General features: G+C 47.6%; 14 protein-coding genes. 12 read left to right on the forward strand and 2 right to left on the reverse strand.

Annotated elements, in window-relative coordinates:
• The first annotated feature begins 48 nt into the window (after positions 1 to 48).
• The 8 genes from H8B13_RS10090 to H8B13_RS10125 all read left to right on the forward strand — a co-directional run bounded on the left by H8B13_RS10090 (position 49) and on the right by H8B13_RS10125 (position 9780).
• The gene (locus H8B13_RS10090; protein ID WP_187310672.1) at positions 49 to 1146 is read left to right on the forward strand and encodes a glycosyltransferase; all 1098 of its coding nucleotides are present in this window, start codon (positions 49 to 51) and stop codon (positions 1144 to 1146) included.
• 106 nt (positions 1147 to 1252) lie between these two features.
• Positions 1253 to 2302: a glycosyltransferase family 61 protein gene (locus H8B13_RS10095; RefSeq protein ID WP_187310673.1), complete on the forward strand. Its 1050-nt coding sequence runs from the start codon at positions 1253 to 1255 to the stop codon at positions 2300 to 2302.
• Positions 2303 to 2548: 246 nt separating this feature from the next.
• Positions 2549 to 3661, forward strand: a complete 1113-nt coding sequence (gene gmd / locus H8B13_RS10100; protein ID WP_187310674.1) for a GDP-mannose 4,6-dehydratase — start codon at positions 2549 to 2551, stop codon at positions 3659 to 3661.
• A 239-nt stretch (positions 3662 to 3900) separates the two neighbouring features.
• Complete coding sequence (locus H8B13_RS10105) at positions 3901 to 4860, forward strand: hypothetical protein (RefSeq protein WP_187310675.1); 960 nt, start codon at positions 3901 to 3903, stop codon at positions 4858 to 4860.
• 294 nt (positions 4861 to 5154) lie between these two features.
• The gene (locus H8B13_RS10110; protein WP_187310676.1) at positions 5155 to 6420 is read left to right on the forward strand and encodes a lipopolysaccharide biosynthesis protein; all 1266 of its coding nucleotides are present in this window, start codon (positions 5155 to 5157) and stop codon (positions 6418 to 6420) included.
• A gap of 12 nt (positions 6421 to 6432) precedes the next feature.
• Positions 6433 to 7356: a glycosyltransferase family 2 protein gene (locus H8B13_RS10115; RefSeq protein WP_187310677.1), complete on the forward strand. Its 924-nt coding sequence runs from the start codon at positions 6433 to 6435 to the stop codon at positions 7354 to 7356.
• A 36-nt stretch (positions 7357 to 7392) separates the two neighbouring features.
• The gene (locus H8B13_RS10120) at positions 7393 to 8601 is read left to right on the forward strand and encodes a glycosyltransferase (RefSeq protein WP_187310678.1); all 1209 of its coding nucleotides are present in this window, start codon (positions 7393 to 7395) and stop codon (positions 8599 to 8601) included.
• Between the two features lie 105 nt (positions 8602 to 8706).
• A complete protein-coding gene (locus H8B13_RS10125) occupies positions 8707 to 9780 on the forward strand; it encodes a glycosyltransferase family 4 protein (protein WP_187310679.1) in 1074 nt (357 codons plus the stop codon).
• Positions 9781 to 9835: 55 nt separating this feature from the next.
• Here H8B13_RS10125 and H8B13_RS10130 read toward each other — a convergent pair whose 3' ends face one another.
• Positions 9836 to 11194 (reverse strand): hypothetical protein, encoded by a 1359-nt coding sequence (locus tag H8B13_RS10130; protein WP_187310680.1) that lies wholly within the window; start codon positions 11192 to 11194, stop codon positions 9836 to 9838.
• Between the two features lie 4 nt (positions 11195 to 11198).
• Positions 11199 to 12443, reverse strand: a complete 1245-nt coding sequence (locus H8B13_RS10135; RefSeq protein ID WP_222841396.1) for a tetratricopeptide repeat protein — start codon at positions 12441 to 12443, stop codon at positions 11199 to 11201.
• A gap of 343 nt (positions 12444 to 12786) precedes the next feature.
• Between H8B13_RS10135 and H8B13_RS10140 the strand changes: the two genes are divergently transcribed.
• The 4 genes from H8B13_RS10140 (at position 12787) to H8B13_RS10155 (ending at position 17422) form a co-directional block, all read left to right on the forward strand.
• Positions 12787 to 13467 carry a M20/M25/M40 family metallo-hydrolase gene (locus tag H8B13_RS10140; protein ID WP_315985122.1) on the forward strand — a complete coding sequence of 227 codons (681 nt, stop codon included), beginning with the start codon at positions 12787 to 12789 and terminating at the stop codon, positions 13465 to 13467.
• A gap of 249 nt (positions 13468 to 13716) precedes the next feature.
• Positions 13717 to 15972, forward strand: coding sequence for a sodium-translocating pyrophosphatase (locus H8B13_RS10145; RefSeq protein ID WP_187310682.1), 2256 nt, complete (start codon positions 13717 to 13719; stop codon positions 15970 to 15972).
• Between the two features lie 174 nt (positions 15973 to 16146).
• Positions 16147 to 16686, forward strand: coding sequence for a phosphoribosyltransferase (locus H8B13_RS10150; protein WP_187310683.1), 540 nt, complete (start codon positions 16147 to 16149; stop codon positions 16684 to 16686).
• 109 nt (positions 16687 to 16795) lie between these two features.
• A complete protein-coding gene (locus H8B13_RS10155) occupies positions 16796 to 17422 on the forward strand; it encodes an adenylate kinase (protein WP_187310684.1) in 627 nt (208 codons plus the stop codon).
• The last annotated feature ends 40 nt before the right edge of the window (positions 17423 to 17462 follow it).

Raw genomic sequence — 17462 nt, forward strand, 5'->3', positions numbered from 1 at the left:
CAGTAACAGTCTTCCAAATAATAGCCAGCCTTTACACGTTCAACGCTTATGAACCCCACCGGAGTGTCATTCTTAGTTTGTACCTACAATGGGGCTCCACGCATTGCTGAGACATTAACTTGCCTAGCGCAACAGCAGGTACCAGCCGGGGTACTGTGGGAAGTGATTTTTGTGGATAATGCTAGCACCGATAGTGTTGCGAAGATAGCCCGGCGCTTGTGGGATGAGCTGGGATCACCCGCCCCGCTACGGATACTTCTCGAGCCCCGTCCGGGCTATAAGATTGCGATGGAGCGCGCCATTAGTCAGATCCGGTACAGCTACGCCTGCATCGTAGACGATGACAACCGGCTGGCGCCCGACTACCTTGCCGTCGGCGTTGCTGTCTTAAACAGCAACCCGACTATTGGCATCCTTGGGGGGCAAAATACGGCCACATTTGATGGCCAGGAACCCAGTTGGTTTCCGGCTTTTCAGCACTGCTATGCCGTTGGTCAGCCTCTTGATCGGGCGGCTGGTGGGTTTAGTTCACTACCCGATGGCGATGTGGGCCGCAATGTATTGTGGGGCGCTGGAATGTTTGTACGTATCGAGATATGGACTAGGCTGCAGGAAGTAGGCTTCAAAAGTTTATTTACTGGTCGGCAAGGGGAGAAAGACCTGACCGCCGGCGAGGACGATGAACTATGCTATATAGCCAGATTGCTAGGCTATCAGGTCTGGTACTCGTCTAAGCTACATTTGCGGCATCATATGACTGATTCCCGGATGACTCCCACTTATCGGGACCGTTTATTTTATGCCTCCGTCCGGTCGGCTGGCCGGTTAGGAGCTTACCGTAATGCTTTGTGGGGTAGAGCGGTGAAAAGCAGTGGTGTGCGCTCAAACTTGGTTAAAGATATCTTGTACATGAGCCTAGGCCTATCTAACCGCGTGTTGAATAAAGCGTTCGTAAAAGCGTTCCTTCAGGGCGACACCTTTTACCTTATGAATTGTAAGCATCATTTCTTAACGCTCTACAACTTTATTGGTGATTTTAATCACATAAGAAAACATTATAGCAGGGTAGTGGAATTGAAAAACGAGGTTGAGAATAAATTTAAAACAATAGACCTCGAATTACAGGATGGAGTACAGCAATCCTGATAGCTTTGATAGAATAGAATAAATACCAGATACAATGAAAGACTCTCCTCTGTATAGAGTTATCAAGTCGACGTTCGATTCTATAACGAGGAGTGCATCCTTGCTAATGCCTGCCTGGAAGAAATATCAGGTTACGGAAGTCATGCCCGCTGCGCCCTCTTATTTGCCAGCGTTGCCAGTGAATCATAAAATGCTGCCGCCGCCTTTTGCTACGGCTTTCAAAAAAGAAATAGAGTTTGAGCATCATAAGATTTATGCGGTTCAGGATGTATATGTGTCTTGGGACGGAGCAGTTTTTAAAAACCTACAGATTTTTACGCCTAGCCTGGTTAAGCCGGAGTTCAGAGGTAGGTTTCAGGATACTTTTTTGTTGCGTCAGTGGTTCGGCGAAGTAGTTACGCTGCCCGAGGCAGAGCCTGGTATAGCAGTAGCGCACAATCAGTGGTCGGCAGAGAACTATTATCACTGGATGGTTGATACTTTACCTAGGCTATTAATTCTGCGAAATAAATATCCTAATTATCTGCTGTTGGTTCCGCAGCCTTTGCCCCCCAAACAGTTCCCTGACTATATTCAGAAGAGTGCCTCGGTCTTCGGTTTTACTAAATATTATCCATTGACCACCAACCAAATATTGAAGGCGGAACACCTTGTGTTAGCTGAGCTGACTGCTGAGTCACTTTTCCAAAATCCGGAATTGATGCAGAGGGTAAGAGCAGAACTCATTGCTGCGTTGTGCCCGGAGAAAACAACTCCTACGAGGCGCATTTATGCATCACGGGCTACGCAGTCTGTTCGGCGTTTAGTTAATGAGGCTGACATAGAGGAGCTACTTCAAGCGTATGGTTTTGAAACAGTGTTTTTTGAGCAACTCTCATTCCTGGAACAGGTACAGTTGATGAGGGAAACAAAGATCTTTATGGGCACTCATGGGGCAAACATGACAAACTTGATGTTTCTGCCCCATGAGTCAACAATCATAGAGCTATTAAATAAGGAAGACGGCGACCTTTGCTACTTTCGGTTGGCTTCCTGTTTCTCGCTTCCTTACTTCTGTGTTCCTTGCGAAAGCACTGATAGTAACCTATCGAACCAAGCTGACCTTAGAGTTGATCTGGAAGAGCTGAAGCAAATCATTTCAACTGTATTAAAATGAATGTAGCAGTATATTAATTGAAGGCAGATGGTTTGGTAACGTACTTGTGTGTGGTGCAAACGAAGTACTAATGTCTTGTTTATGTAACATATACAGCAGGTCTGCAACCTTTGGGCTTGACACCAAGTAAAACGCGCCTATCTTTGTCCCTCTTATTTCGGGACCGGTGAGCAAGCCATCGCTACGCTGCTCGTAATTCAAAATAAAATTGTTGAATCAGTAAGGTCTGAGTCAAATCTACTCTCTATGAAGCGTGCACTAGTAACCGGCATTACCGGTCAGGATGGAGCTTATTTAGCTGAATTGCTGCTGAGCAAGGGCTATGAGGTTCACGGTATTAAGCGTCGGTCTTCCTTATTCAATACGGACCGTATTGACCATTTATATCAGGATCCGCACGAGTCTAATGTGCGCTTCAAGCTGCATTACGGCGACCTTTCTGACTCTACTAACCTGATTCGTATCATTCAGGAAGTTCAGCCTGATGAGATTTACAATCTGGGAGCGATGTCGCACGTGAAAGTGTCATTCGACACGCCTGAATATACAGCCAACGCTGACGGTATTGGTACCCTACGTATTCTGGAAGCTGTGCGCTTGCTGGGCTTGACAAAGAAAACCCGTATTTACCAGGCTAGCACGTCAGAACTATATGGCTTGGTACAGGAAGTGCCGCAGTCGGAGCGGACGCCCTTCTATCCCCGTTCACCTTATGCAGTAGCGAAAATGTATGCCTACTGGATCACGGTGAACTATCGTGAAGCTTACGGAATGTTTGCGTGCAATGGCATCCTGTTCAACCATGAGTCGCCCTTGCGTGGCGAGACTTTTGTTACGCGTAAAATTACCCGTGGCACAGCGCGTATCGCTATGGGCCTTCAGCAGAAAATATTCCTCGGTAACCTGGATGCCAAGCGCGATTGGGGCCATGCTAAAGACTATGTAGATGCTATGTGGCGCATCTTACAGCAAGACGAACCCGAAGACTTTGTTATTGCTACCGGCGTAACGACGACAGTGCGTGACTTTGTGAAGATGGCTTTTGAGGAGGTAGGCGTTCAGCTAGCGTTTGAAGGCGAAGGAGTAAATGAAAAAGCCGTTGTGGTGCGTTGCAGCAACCCGGAGTTTCCTCTAGATGAAGGACAAGTAGTAGTAGAAGTAGACCCAGCTTATTTCCGCCCTACGGAGGTTGAATTGCTAATTGGCGACCCTACCAAATCAAAGGAGAAGCTAGGATGGGTGCCAAAGTACGACTTACCAGCACTGGTGAAAGATATGATGCAGGCTGATATTGCTTTATTTCGCCGCGATGAATATCTGCTTAAAGGCGGACATAAAGTGTATAGCTATCATGAGTAAAGCCGGCTCGGCTCATTTCTTATTGTTCAATAAAAAGGCCGGGCACAATCCGGCCTTTTTTACTAAATAATGGAGTAAAGGCTTTTGTAGCTTTTACCAACTCGATCTGGTTTATTAGTTTGAAGCTGTTCAAGACCAGCCGAATTAGATAAACAGATGCGCTCTCATGATGATAAGCCAGATAAATAATGGATATTGTTATAAAGTCATTTAACCGACCCTACTACCTAGAAAGGTGCTTGCGCAGCATCTATAGCTTCGTTTCGGGTGAATTTAAAATTCGGGTGCTTGATGATGGAACTCCGCCTGAATATCTGGATAAGATATCCCGATTATACCCGTCAGTAATAATTGCCCGTTCGCCTTTATATGAGCAAAAAGTCGCTGCATTGAAGGCACACGTAAGCGACCAAAAGAAGTATGATCAATTCTTTATTCCTACTGCTTTCTGGATTAAGGAAATTAGTAGGTGCTCCGACATATTCCTTTTATTGGAAGATGATATCTGGTTAACAGCACCATTGTCTTTGCTTGATTTTCAGGCGGAAATGCAGGCCAAGCATATTGCTATGGTCAAGCTGAGCTGGCTTGGTAATGCTACGCTGATAGGAGGAACGAAGCGACGTATCAACGATCACATGGAAGAAATAATACCAGCTATTCCATTTGTGTCACAAGCAATATTTCTTAATAAATATCGGATACGATCGGTATTATATCGGTTAGGCATTCTGCATCTGATGAAATCAGACTTTAAATTTCAATTACCATTTTACTCACTTTACTCCGTTGCTTCTGCTTTTTTCGATAAGAAATACTGGTTATATCTGTGGGATGATGCGCTAACGAAGGTGGACGAGGGTCGACAGTTGCGTAAAGCAGCTCATTGGCTTGAGTCGACAAATAGTAGGTATGCCAAGTCTACTGAGGAGGTAACAAAAACATCATTTATCACTTCCGCAACGAACGAGTTTAAGGAGGCTAATCTGGATATTATCAGGTTTAACTATCATGTGAATGAGGCGTGGCTGCAAGGCGAATTGGATGCTATGCATAACTTCCCCGCCGATTTTGAACTAGCCTATATTGGACAGTTCTTGGATGCAGCCCATGATGCGCGTAGCACGTACGCGGAGTGGCTCAAATGGATTATACAGTTTAAACATCAGTATCAGCGTATCGGATGTGAGGTAGACTAGCACTCCTATGATGGGGGCAAAATCTGTTGTGTCTCTGTTTATCGGGAATCATTAAGAGACACCCGAGAATAAGCCCGGCAAGAGAGTGTACCTTTGTAGAGGATGATAACTGCTTTTAGCAGCTGGGGGAATTTTTACTTTGTATTACGGTTAATTTTGTATCAGAAGCTTAGCCAGAGTTTTGTTCAAGCCACGCAGTCGCTACGACAAAAGGGCTCTTTTGCACAAAATTTCTTCATTACTTTCTCCGGGTCGGCATTTGTCACGGTGCTAAGCTTTCTGCTTACTCCCATCATGTCGCGCCTATATCCTCCCGCAGCCTACGGGCAGTTTGCGGTGTTCACGTCAACGGTTAGCAACCTGGCTATGCTGACAACGCTGACCTATCAGAATACACTGCCTTTACCGAAGACAAAGGAGAAAGCGTTAGCCTTAATGCAGCTTACCATTCTACTCTCCGTTACTTCCTTCGTATTAGTAACTGGACTATTGATGGTATTTGGTGACTGGTTTATCACCTGGTTGCAGGTACAGACTTTAGGGAAGTGGTTTTATACGGTACCAGTTCTGCTGTTATTCTATAATCTGAGCTTAATGATGAGCAGTTGGTACACGCGTACCAAAGAGTTCCGGACCCGGGCCGGAGTGGATGTAGCAACTACAATAGTCGGCCGCGTCTTCACTATTAGCTACGGCTGGTTTACAAGTGGCCACCCGTCAGGGTTGGTACTTGGTGATTTTATCAGTAAGCTAACGACTTTTGTAGGACTGCTGCAAAGTGGTGTACACCGCGAAATAGGGGAACTACGTCGAACCTTCTCTTGGACCCGTATCCGTGAGGTAGCGCACGAGTATAGGGAGTTTCCATTATACGTATTGCCTAGTGGGTATGTCAGTACGTTATCAGCGCAGCTTCCTATCTTCTTTCTTACCAGCGGGTTTGGAGCTACCATAGTGGGCTTGTATTCCTTCTCCGTAACACTACTCGAAATTCCGGTGCACCTGACTGGATCGGCAATGGCGCCTGTATTTTATCAAAAAGCGTCTGAGCTATATAACACTGAGCCCGGCCGACTAAAAGAGTTGACGCTAAGTATTTATAATAAGCTGCTGTACGTAGGGGTACTGCCCTTAGGTCTGATTACCATCTATGGTGACTGGATATTTAAAATTGCATTTGGCGCTCAGTGGGAAATGGCGGGGGTGTTCACTGGCTATCTGGGTTATTACTACATATTTAAACTCACTTCCCAATCAACAAGCACCTTGTACACAATACTGGGGCGGCAGCGCTACCTATTGCTGTCTAATGTCTTGCTGTTGCTTACCCGCGCGGCCGCATTGGGTATTGGTATCTACATGAATGACGTAAATATCGCCCTGCTGTTGTTTGGTTTAGGAAGCTTAGTTTGCATTTTCATAGTCGATATGCATATACTTTATTTGGTACAGTTACCAGTGGTGCGTATTGCTCTGCGTACAATTCTCATATTACTTACTACGCTGGCCCTGTTAAAGGGATTGAGGTATGGTATTGAGTATTGGTTTCCCAACTTGTAAAAGGGTGATGTTATGACTGCTAACCTGCTGTCCACTTCAGCTCCCTTTTTCAGTGTTGTTATTCCCACTTACAACCGCGCTGGCTTTATTGCCGAAACTCTACGTTCGGTGCTGGCGCAGGAATTTCAAGCCTTTGAAATTATTATTGTAGATGATGGCAGCACTGATAATACTGCGGAGGTTGTAGCACAATTTGCCGGGCCACAGGTGCGGTATTTACCAAAACATAATGGCGAGCGGGGTGCTGCTCGCAACTATGGCTTCAAGCGGGCACACGGCGAGTATATTATTTTCCTGGACTCAGATGATAAGCTGCTATCCAGTCATTTAGCTACGCTGTACGCCAAGATCAAAGAACTGGGTACGCCAAACTTTATTGCCACTAAATATAATTTCTTTCGCGATGGTGTGCTGGCTGATAGTGACATGGCTGGTATCCAAGAAGGATGGTACACCCTTGATTTGTTTGTGGGGGGCAATGCGCTGGCCTGCAACATTTGCGTGCGCCGTCAGAATCCAGCGTTACGTTTGTTTGAAGAAGACCGCCGTTATGCTGCGGTAGAAGACTGGATGTTTATGCTCCAGAATACGCAGCAAGACCGCGTCTATATCATAGATGCCGTGACGCTTACTATGAACGACCACGATACTCGCTCTATGCGCTCAGATAATACAGCTCTGATACGTAAGCTAGGCTTAGCGTTGGACTGGATGTTAAGCCATGTTGTGCTGACAGCGGAGCAGCGCCGGGCTCTGATGGGCCGAGTGTATTATCTTTGCGCCATCCATGCTTATGCCGATAATCACTGGGCAGAAGCACTCCACTACGCCCGCCGCGCAGCACCTCACTTGCCTAAAAGGCAGGCGGTAATTTTATTAGTGCGCTGCTTAGTAGGGCTACGTGCTGTGGAATGGGTAAAGACAATCCGTCGCTAAAGCCTTTCCTGTCCATCTTCCTTGTTTTTTGCCCGCATGCGTATTCTGTTTTTGAGTTATTGGGGGCTGGATGATCCGCTTACTATTTCCACCGTTTTTCCGCACTTACAGCTACTGCAGCAGCGACCTGATGTGGAGACCGTTCTACTTGTTACAATAGAACGCAATGGAATGAAACCAGGGTTTCAACCATCCTTTCCAGCACATAAGCTGACTTATGCACCGCTCGTTTCGGCACCTGGACGCAATGTGCTAATTACTAAAACTGATGATTTTCTGCGCTTTCCAAATGAGTTAGTGAAACTCGCCGCTGAGCAACGCAGTACGTTTTTGCTGGCTCGGGGGGCACCTGCGGGAGCATTGGCTTACTTGGTTTGGAAACAGAATAAGCTTCCTTTTTACGTAGAGTCATTTGAGCCTCATGCTGACTATATGCTGGAGTCGGGGGTTTGGAAAAGCTACGATCCGCGTTATCTGTTTCAACGGCACTGGGAACGGAAGCAGAAGCAGCTTGCTCTGGGCCTGATGCCAGTAGCAGAAAATTACCGCCAACAGCTTATCCAGGAAGGGGTACCAGCTGATAAGATAGTGACAGTACCATGCTCAGTAGACGTAGCTGCATTTGGTTTTGACGAAACAAAGCGCCGCCGGGTACGCCACCAATTAAGCTTTGCTCTTGATGCTCCAGTAGGTATTTATGTAGGTAAATTCGGAGATATTTATTACGACTCCGAAGCTTTTGATTTATTCAAAGCTACAGCAAACCATTTCGGTCCTGCTTTCCGCTTGATTATTCTTACACCAAATGCACAAAGCGAGGTAAGAGCCAAATTGGCTAAAGTTGGCTTAACAGAAACACAGGTATTTGTCACAAAAGCCCCCCACACTGATGTGCCGGGGTACCTGTCAGCTGCCGACTTTGCGTTTGCCCCCATAAAGCCTGCGCCGTGTCGGCTTTTCTGCTCACCTATCAAGGTAGGGGAGTACTGGGCGGCCGGCCTGCCAGTGTTACTTACGGAGGGTGTCGGAGATGATAGTGCTATTATCCGGCAAGAGGGAGGAGGAGCAGTATTTGACCTTGATCAGCCAGCTAGTATTCCCGCAGCAATTGGGCAGGTGGCCAAGCAAATGCAGAGATCTGCTTATCGACAGCAGACAGTAGGGTTGGCGCAACGCCATCGCTCCCTCGATAGGGCCCGGCAAGCTTATGCTCATTTTTTCGCTTCTACCCGGTTCTTAGGATAAGAGATGATTCTTATGACTCATCTGCTTGTTGTGATTCTTTTCTTAGGGTAAGCCTAGCACTATGGCTAGTGCATAGCTAGTGGGCTCACCACTTTAATTTTGAGTATGCATATTTTATTTATAATGCCTTACCCACATGGTCGGGCACCCTCGCAGCGCTTTCGATTCGAGCAGTATTTGGACTTTCTAACCGAAGTAGGGCATACATATGAACTAGCTCCCTTCATTTCGGAAGCGACTTGGGCCATACTATATAAGCCTGGGCATACTCTGGCGAAAGCTATGGGAATATTGGGGGGCTTTTTACGCAGGGTGCGGCTTATGTTTTCGGTGCAGTCTTACGATTATGTCTTTATACACCGGGAGGCATCACCCATTGGACCGCCACTATTTGAGTGGTTAATAGCAAAAGGTCTGGGTAAGAGAATTATCTATGACTTTGATGATGCTATCTGGATTACTAATACCTCAGAAGCTAATAAAATAGCCGCTAGTTTCAAATGGCATCATAAGGTGGAATCCATCTGCCGCTGGTCTTATAAAGTGAGCTGTGGGAACAAGTATTTACGTGATTATGCTCAGCAGTTTACACAGCGGGCGATCATAAATCCGACCACGATTGACACAGTTAATCTACACAATCAAGTGCGGGATCAGCATGCACCAGGTCGTCTGGTCATCGGCTGGACAGGCACTCATTCTACCCTAAAATATTTAAATCAGGTAGTACCTGTATTGGCTGAGTTAGAAACTCGCTACGACTTTGAATTTAGAATAATATCTAATCAGCCACCAACTCTTCCTCTTCTTTCTCTGCGTTTTCAACCTTGGAACAAAAGCACTGAGATTCGGGATTTAGCCGGTATGCATATTGGCTTGATGCCTCTGGAGGATGACCTGTGGGCTAAGGGCAAGTGCGCTTTCAAAGCTCTGCAATACATGGCATTGGGAATTCCTGCAATTGTGTCACCCGTAGGAATGAATACGGAAGTAGTTCAGCAGGGGATAAATGGTTATGTATGTACCACCCCGGCCGAATGGCAGCAGAGCTTGGAATCTTTATTAAAGGATCCAGAGCTGCGTATTCGCTTGGGAGAGGCTGCACGAGATACCGTGGTGAAACGCTATTCAGTGTTGGCCAATAAACAAAATTTTTTAAAGCTGTTTTCCGATACTTAATTCACTCTTAGGTTAGTCAGAGGCATTTTATTTGGTAGGATTAAACGATGCTAAATCAATGCGTCGCTAGTGACTTTCGACGAAGTACAGGCTTGTTTTTTGACTTTAGTGCCTGAATTTGCAAAATATAAAGAGCTGATAGATAAAATGGCATTAAAGGAATTTTGTAACGCACGAGCGTACCAAAATTTCCGCTATTAGTACCTACGCCTATACCAAAAATAATAGTAAAAAGCAGGCAAAAAGATAAGATCGGCATTGAGCTGATTAGCTGAAGGCAACGCATCAAACCAGTGCGAAATAAAATGCGAAGGGTGAGCAACGTGAACCAAAAAGCCTCGAGCGCAGAAAGAAGCATTACTGGATTACGGGCTTCCCATAAAAAGGGCCGGTACAAAGACACTACTACAGCTTGTGGAGCTACGGCTAGAATACTGCCTATACTCCCATCAATCTCGCCAATGCTATAACCAGATCCATCTTCTTTGGTGCGGTTGTAAAGTGCCGTTTGAGTGATGCGCGTACGTTCACCAATATTGTCTACGTCAAAACGCTCATCGCCTTCTGTCAGATTTGTAGCCCCAAAATAGCCTGCTGCTGCTCCTATAACGATAAAGAAAGGCTTTAAAACATTTCGTAATAAAGCACTCTTAATGCGCTTATTGTTCTCATTAAATACCCAGAATAAAGCAGGCGCTAAAAAAGACATCAGGATATATACTTTCATCATAATAAGAAAGTATGCTCCTAAGAATCCAAGAATAGCGGATAATAATAGATTTCGTTTTTCAATTAGACCGTGATAAAAACCATAGAATACCCACCCAAGTGCCCCTAGGCATAGAGAGTCCTTCATGAGACCTGAACCCCAAAAAAATACAGAAGGAAGAAAAAAAACAGCTATAGCCAGTTGCTTATAAGCGAGGGGGTAAATACGCAAGAAAGTCTGGTACATAGCCCAGATACCAGCAAAGCTAGTGCCTGCAAAAAGTAAAGCCATAATACTATATGTATTAAAGCTTAACAGACCAAATATTGCAGCAATTCTAGCTGTGAAATACTCAGGGTTATCACCAAACCAGAACATACGACTTGTATATTTCGAAATGTTAGGGTCAGGAGAAGTAGAGGTAATTAACTTTAAACCATTGGAAAATGAATCGCTAAATGCATCGTGAATAATATTAGCATGATACATGTAATTGAATGTATCACCACCCCCATAATAAAACTGGTAAATTAAACCTAATGCAATAGCACCAATAAACTTTAAGGTGAGCGCAGGAATAAAGTATTTCTTAGTAAAAGGGTTAGTTACCTTAGGGCGCACCGTATAAGCAATAGCATAAAAAATACCTAGATACAAAGGGGTTAGAAAAAGATCTTTTAGTTCCATTTTTTTGATGTTAGCCAAGAGGCTAAATTTTATTCTTCTTTAGATAAGCCTTTGCTTCGCGGTACTGCTCTGACTTGTGGTCGGCTTTGTCTCGTACGACCTCATAATAACGACGGGCAGCGGCAACATCAGGAGTTTTGGCAGCTATGCGGGCTAAGTTGAAGTTGGCGTAGACATAAAAGCCGCCACTAGTTTCGTCGGTGCTTTCCGCAAAGACAATACAGCGCTGATAGTAATCCTGAGCCTTCTCAAGGTCCTTATATTTATTTTGCATCAGCCATCCTAGAAAATAGGTGGCGTAACGGCCGCTTATGCCTTCATAGCCAGGCATACCACGATTGAGTTTGTCCAAGATATCGCGGCTTACACGCTCGCACTCCCGAAAGTCACCTTCGTTGAAGCACAACAAGGCGTAGAAGCGTTGGAAATATCCGTTGTCAGGATAGTTGCTGGCTAAGAAACGAGCAACGGGCATTGATGCAGTTGGTTTATTTTCCTCATTATTGAGGATGCGCATCAGAAAAAATTTAGCTTCTGTACCTGTGTAGAATCCGTTGTCAGCAACATTTTTTAGCTGCTGTAGACCAAGCTCTCTATTTCCTTTAGGGAAGAATAAAAGCACGGGACGCAAAAGCGGATATTCTTCGGAAATCCAGACGGCGTAGTAGTTAAATAGGGCTTGGCCAAATAGGAATTCCGGACTCAGGCCGTTTGCTTCCTTACTTTTTTCCAGATACTCAAGAGCACGCCGACTGCTCACGGTGGCTTTGCGCCAATTAGCCCGCTCCGCGTTCAGGCGAGCATCGAAGCCATAAGCAGCGGAGAGGAAAAAGCAGGCTTCGTAGTTCTTCTTATCGGCTTTATACAGCTTTTCGCCGTAGGTAATGGCCGTGTCCATGTAGGCGAAAAACAGCTTGTCGTACTGCTTCGTCTGAACGTTGGTAGGGACAATTTTCCACCATGTACTTAGACCAAGCAGGAAGTACGGCATTGGGTGCTCGGGGTAGCGCCGACGCAACGATCGAAACTGTTTCTCCGCCTTATCATACTTGAAGTTGTACAGATTCTGTACGGCACCATCGAGCTCTAGCTGAATGTCTTTGTCTAGCAGCAGCCAGCCTTTGGTATTGGCTGTAGGTAGAACATCTACATTTTCTACTTCGATCGTGCGGATGGGAGGTGGGGTACGTGTACTGTCCTTTTTTTGTGCCTGGACACCGGTCGCCAGAAAAAGTAGTAACAGAATAAATCGAAGTTCTCGGATCATGGGATATACTACTGCAATCGTCGGCTAAGCTAGGTTTGGGGGCTGTGCAGCTGACAAGAGGGCTAAAGTATGGCTTTTATCCTAGTTTTGGACAAATAACCTACTGCATATGCATCTGCTAAAAACCTTGTGTGAGATTTCGGCACCAGCAGGCAACGAAGCGCCTCTGACAGAATTCTTACTACGCTACATTAACGAAAACCAAGCGAGTTGGCGTGTGCAACCAACAGTAATACAGGGAGAAGAGTGGCAGGATTGCATAGTTCTAGTATTTGGAAAGCCTCGGACGGCGGTGTTTGCTCATCTTGACAGTATTGGATTTACGGTTCGATACGAACGCCAGTTGATACGAATCGGTGGGCCACAAGTCGAAACAGGCTATCGTCTGGTGGGCCACGATGCGCAAGGTGACATTGCTTGTACACTCGTCGTAGACGACGAAACGGGCGAACTAAGCTATGAGTTCACTCGAGACATTGAGCGGGGTACTGAGTTAACCTTTGCCTGCGACTTCCGCGAAACTGAGGATACCGTGCAATCATGCTACCTCGATAATCGGTTGGGCGTGTGGAACGCCTTGCGGCTGGCCGAAACGCTGGAGCATGGTATTTTGGTGTTTAGCTGCTGGGAGGAGCACGGCGGGGGCTCCGTAGCCTATTTAGCCAAGCATATCTACGAGACCTACGGAGTGCGGCAAGCCCTGATTTCGGATATTACCTGGGTAACGGAGGGAGTGCATGCTGGCCAAGGGGTAGCCATTTCGCTTCGTGACTCGTTGATTCCGCGCCGCTCGTACGTGGAGCGTATTCGCCGAATTGCAAAAGCGACAGGGGTTCCCCATCAGCTGGAGGTGGAAGGCAGCGGCGGCTCTGATGCCAAGGAGCTACAACACAGCGCTCAACCCTGGGATTGGTGCTTTGTAGGAGCACCCGAAGACAATGTGCACTCACCCGACGAAATTGTGGACAAGCGCGATATTGCTAGTATGCTGGAGTTGTATCAGGTGCTTATGCGGGACCTGTAGTCTTCAGCTACTAATTAGTAAGCAAAAAAGCCCCCCAGAATATTCTGGGGGGCTTTTTTGCAATATGCTGTTTGCCTAGGTTAACGAAATAGGTAAGAATTAAGAGCTGATTGTAAAATATAAGGAAGTGTCTCGGCGCACTTTTGTAAGTTCAGAAATTGAGGATTAGGTAATAAACTCTATTTTACCAACCCAAAACCTTCATTCATCAATCTTAAACCCAAACGTTTACTTCTCACCTCCGCTTCTATGATGGAAATTCTTTACGTAGCTCCTGCGCTAGGCGTGCTGGCCCTATTGTACACGTGGTTGCGCTCGGGCTGGGTGGCCCGCCAAGATGCCGGCAACGAACGCATGCGCACGATTGCTGGCTACATCGCCGATGGCGCTATTGCCTTTCTTAAAGCTGAATACAAAGTGCTGGCTTTGTTCGCCCTTATTGCCTGCGCCTTTTTGGGCTACCTGGGCACCACGGGCGAAAAGTCGAGCCCTGTTATTGTCATTGCGTTCCTGATTGGCGCTGTGTTTTCGGCATTGGCGGGCTTTATCGGGATGAAGATTGCTACCAAAGCCAACGTGCGTACGGCTCAGGCCGCCCGCACTAGTCTGGCCAAAGCCTTGAACGTGTCCTTCTCGGGTGGCTCCGTAATGGGCATGGGTGTAGCCGGCTTGGCAGTATTAGGACTCGGCTCATTGTTCATTGTGTTCTACAATATGTTTGTGCTGAGCAAAGGCGCTGGCGCCAACGGCATTGAGATGGAAACGGCGCTGGAAGTACTCACCGGCTTTTCACTGGGAGCAGAGAGCATCGCGCTCTTCGCTCGTGTGGGTGGTGGTATTTATACAAAGGCTGCCGACGTGGGGGCCGATTTGGTGGGCAAAGTTGAAGCCGGCATCCCAGAAGATGACCCTCGCAACCCTGCGACTATTGCCGATAACGTAGGTGATAACGTGGGCGACGTAGCTGGAATGGGTGCCGACTTATTTGGCTCTTATGTAGCTACTATTTTGGCTACCATGGTGCTGGGCCGCGAGGTTGCCACCACCAATGACCAGTTCAATGGTCTTTCGCCCATTCTGCTGCCAATGGTGATTGCCGGTATTGGCATCATCTCTTCGCTGCTGGGTATTCTGACGGTACGAGTAAAAGAAGGTGGCAACGTGCAAGGTGCGCTGAACTTTGGCAACTACGTTTCGGTGGTGCTGACGGCGGTTTCGTCGTACTTTCTGGTGCGTTGGATGCTGCCCGCTGGTGAGTTGGTAATCAATCGTCCTGGCTCTGTTCCTTTTGACGCGATGGACGTGTTTTATGCCATCCTAGTTGGCTTAGTGGTAGGCACGCTGATGAGTATCATCACTGAATACTACACAGCTATGGGCAAGCGGCCCGTGATGAGCATTGTGCAGCAAAGCAGCACTGGTCATGCTACTACAGTTATCGGGGGCTTAGCAGTAGGCATGGAATCAACGGTACTGCCTATTCTGGTATTGGCGGCCGGTATTGTCCTTAGCTTCGAGTTTGCCGGGCTTTATGGCGTGGCCATAGCAGCAGCGGGCATGATGGCAACTACGGCCATGCAGCTGGCTATTGATGCCTTTGGCCCCATTGCCGATAACGCCGGCGGTATTGCCGAAATGAGCGAGCTGCCCAAGGAAGTGCGTGAGCGTACCGACATTCTGGATGCGGTGGGCAACACCACAGCAGCTACAGGTAAAGGCTTCGCCATTGCTTCGGCAGCGCTTACTTCGCTAGCGTTGTTCGCCGCCTTTATGGGTACGGCTAACATTAGCAGCATCGATATCAGCAATGCCCGCGTGCTGGCTGGCTTGTTTGTCGGCGCTATGATTCCATTTATCTTCTCGGCACTCGCTATTTCGGCGGTAGGTCGGGCGGCGATGGCGATGGTGCAGGAAGTACGTCGGCAGTTCCGCGAGATTCCGGGCATTATGGAAGGTACTGGTCGGCCTGAGTACGAGAAGTGCGTAGCCATTTCCACGCAGGCTGCCCTTCGTGAAATGATGCTGCCAGGCGCTATTGCGCTTATAGTACCTATAATCGTCGGCTTTTCTTTTGGCCCACAGGTGCTGGGGGGCTTATTGGCCGGCGTAACAGTATCGGGTGTGCTGATGGCTATGTTTCAGAGCAACGCCGGTGGTGCCTGGGACAACGCCAAGAAGTCGTTTGAGAAAGGCGTAATGGTGAATGGTAAAATGGAATTTAAAGGCTCAGATGCGCACAAGGCATCCGTAACCGGTGATACCGTAGGTGACCCTTTTAAAGACACATCGGGCCCTTCTATGAACATTCTGATCAAGCTGATGAGCATTGTGTCGCTGGTAATTGCCCCCCACATCGCTGTTACCGATGATACGGTGCGCGAAGGTGTGGCGCCAGTAGGAGTGAAGCCTTCGGAGCGCTTGATAGAGCCCAAAGCCGAGTATGCCGACGTATCCGCAGCTGCTACCAAAACGACTTACGTGCTCCCACAGCGCACTCAGAAATAAGTTAGCTCGCTGAAAACCAAGTAGTAGCCAACTCGCTTTTTGATCTACTAACGGTTCATAGCGGTCCAATTCAATTGATCAAAGTCTGAAAAGCAGCCTCCTCACACGGGAGAGGCTGCTTTTTTTTGTCCTACCTTTGGACATCCCTTCGTCCGGTTTCCAACCTTGCCCGGTATGCCTCAATCCGTTATCTCTCTGCATAACAAGCAGTTTGCCCCTTACCTCACTTCAGAGCAACTGGCAGACGCCGTGCGAGAGTTGGCCGCCCGCCTCAATGCGGATTATGCCACTAAGACCCCTCTATTCGTGGCTGTGCTCAATGGCTCGTTCATGTTTGCGTCCGATCTGCTGAAAGAGCTGAGTATCGACTGCGAAATTTCCTTCGTCAAAATGGCTTCCTACGAAGGCACCAGCAGCACTGGGGCCGTGAAGGAGCTACTAGGTCTGCGCGAAGATGTGCAGGGCCGGCATCTGGTCGTGCTAGAGGATATAGTGGATACTGGCCACACCATTCGGGCCTTGCTCGATACGCTGGGGGGCAAAAATCCGGCTTCATTGGAGGTGGCCTGCCTGCTGATCAAGCCCGATTGTTTGCAGCACAAGCTGGACATTCGCTACCCGGCTCTTAGTATTCCAAATGATTTTGTGGTGGGCTACGGCCTTGATTATGATGGCTTAGGCCGAAACTACCCCGATCTGTACAAAGCGTTGTAATCTGGAGGGTTCAGCCTACTTTTGCCGCCTGCCGTATGGGGCACTTTAGTGCCGATTCGCTATCTTTCCCAAACACCGTCTTTTCTTTCCCTGCGAAAATCCTCGCTCTATGCTCAATATCGTGCTCTTCGGCCCGCCCGGTGCCGGCAAAGGAACGCAAAGTCAGAAGTTAATTGCCCGTTATAATCTGGTACACCTCTCGACCGGCGACCTTCTTCGCTCCCAAATCACGCAAGGCACCGAACTAGGTCTGCGCGCCAAAAAACTCATGGATGAAGGCCTGCTGGTGCCCGATGAAGTGGTAATAGGTATGATTGAGAGCCAATTGGCCAACAACACCGAAGCCGCTGGCTTCATCTTCGACGGCTTTCCCCGCACTGTGCCTCAGGCCCAAAGCCTCGACGAGCTGATGGCGCGCTACGACACTGGCGTATCGTGCATGATTGCCCTAGAAGTAGCAGAAGAGGAATTGACCAAACGCCTGCTGGAGCGAGGCAAAACCAGCGGCCGACCCGACGACCAGGACGAAGCCAAAATCCGTCGCCGCGTAAACGTATACAACACCGAAACTGCTCAAGTAGCTGGCTATTATGCTGAGCAGCAGAAGTTTCACGCTTTAAATGGCATCGGTGCTATTGAGGAGATTTTTACCCAAATCTGCGATATTATTGACCAGAAGCAGCCTACACCCTCGCTGTCTGATGGTCAGCAGGCTGCTGACGAAGTAAAAGCGTAACTTTGCATTCGTAATTGCCCCATCTGTCATCCTGACGAAG

Origin of the sequence: Hymenobacter sp. BT188 (assembly GCF_014333585.1) — a bacterium.
Taxonomy (GTDB): Bacteria; Bacteroidota; Bacteroidia; order Cytophagales; family Hymenobacteraceae; genus Hymenobacter.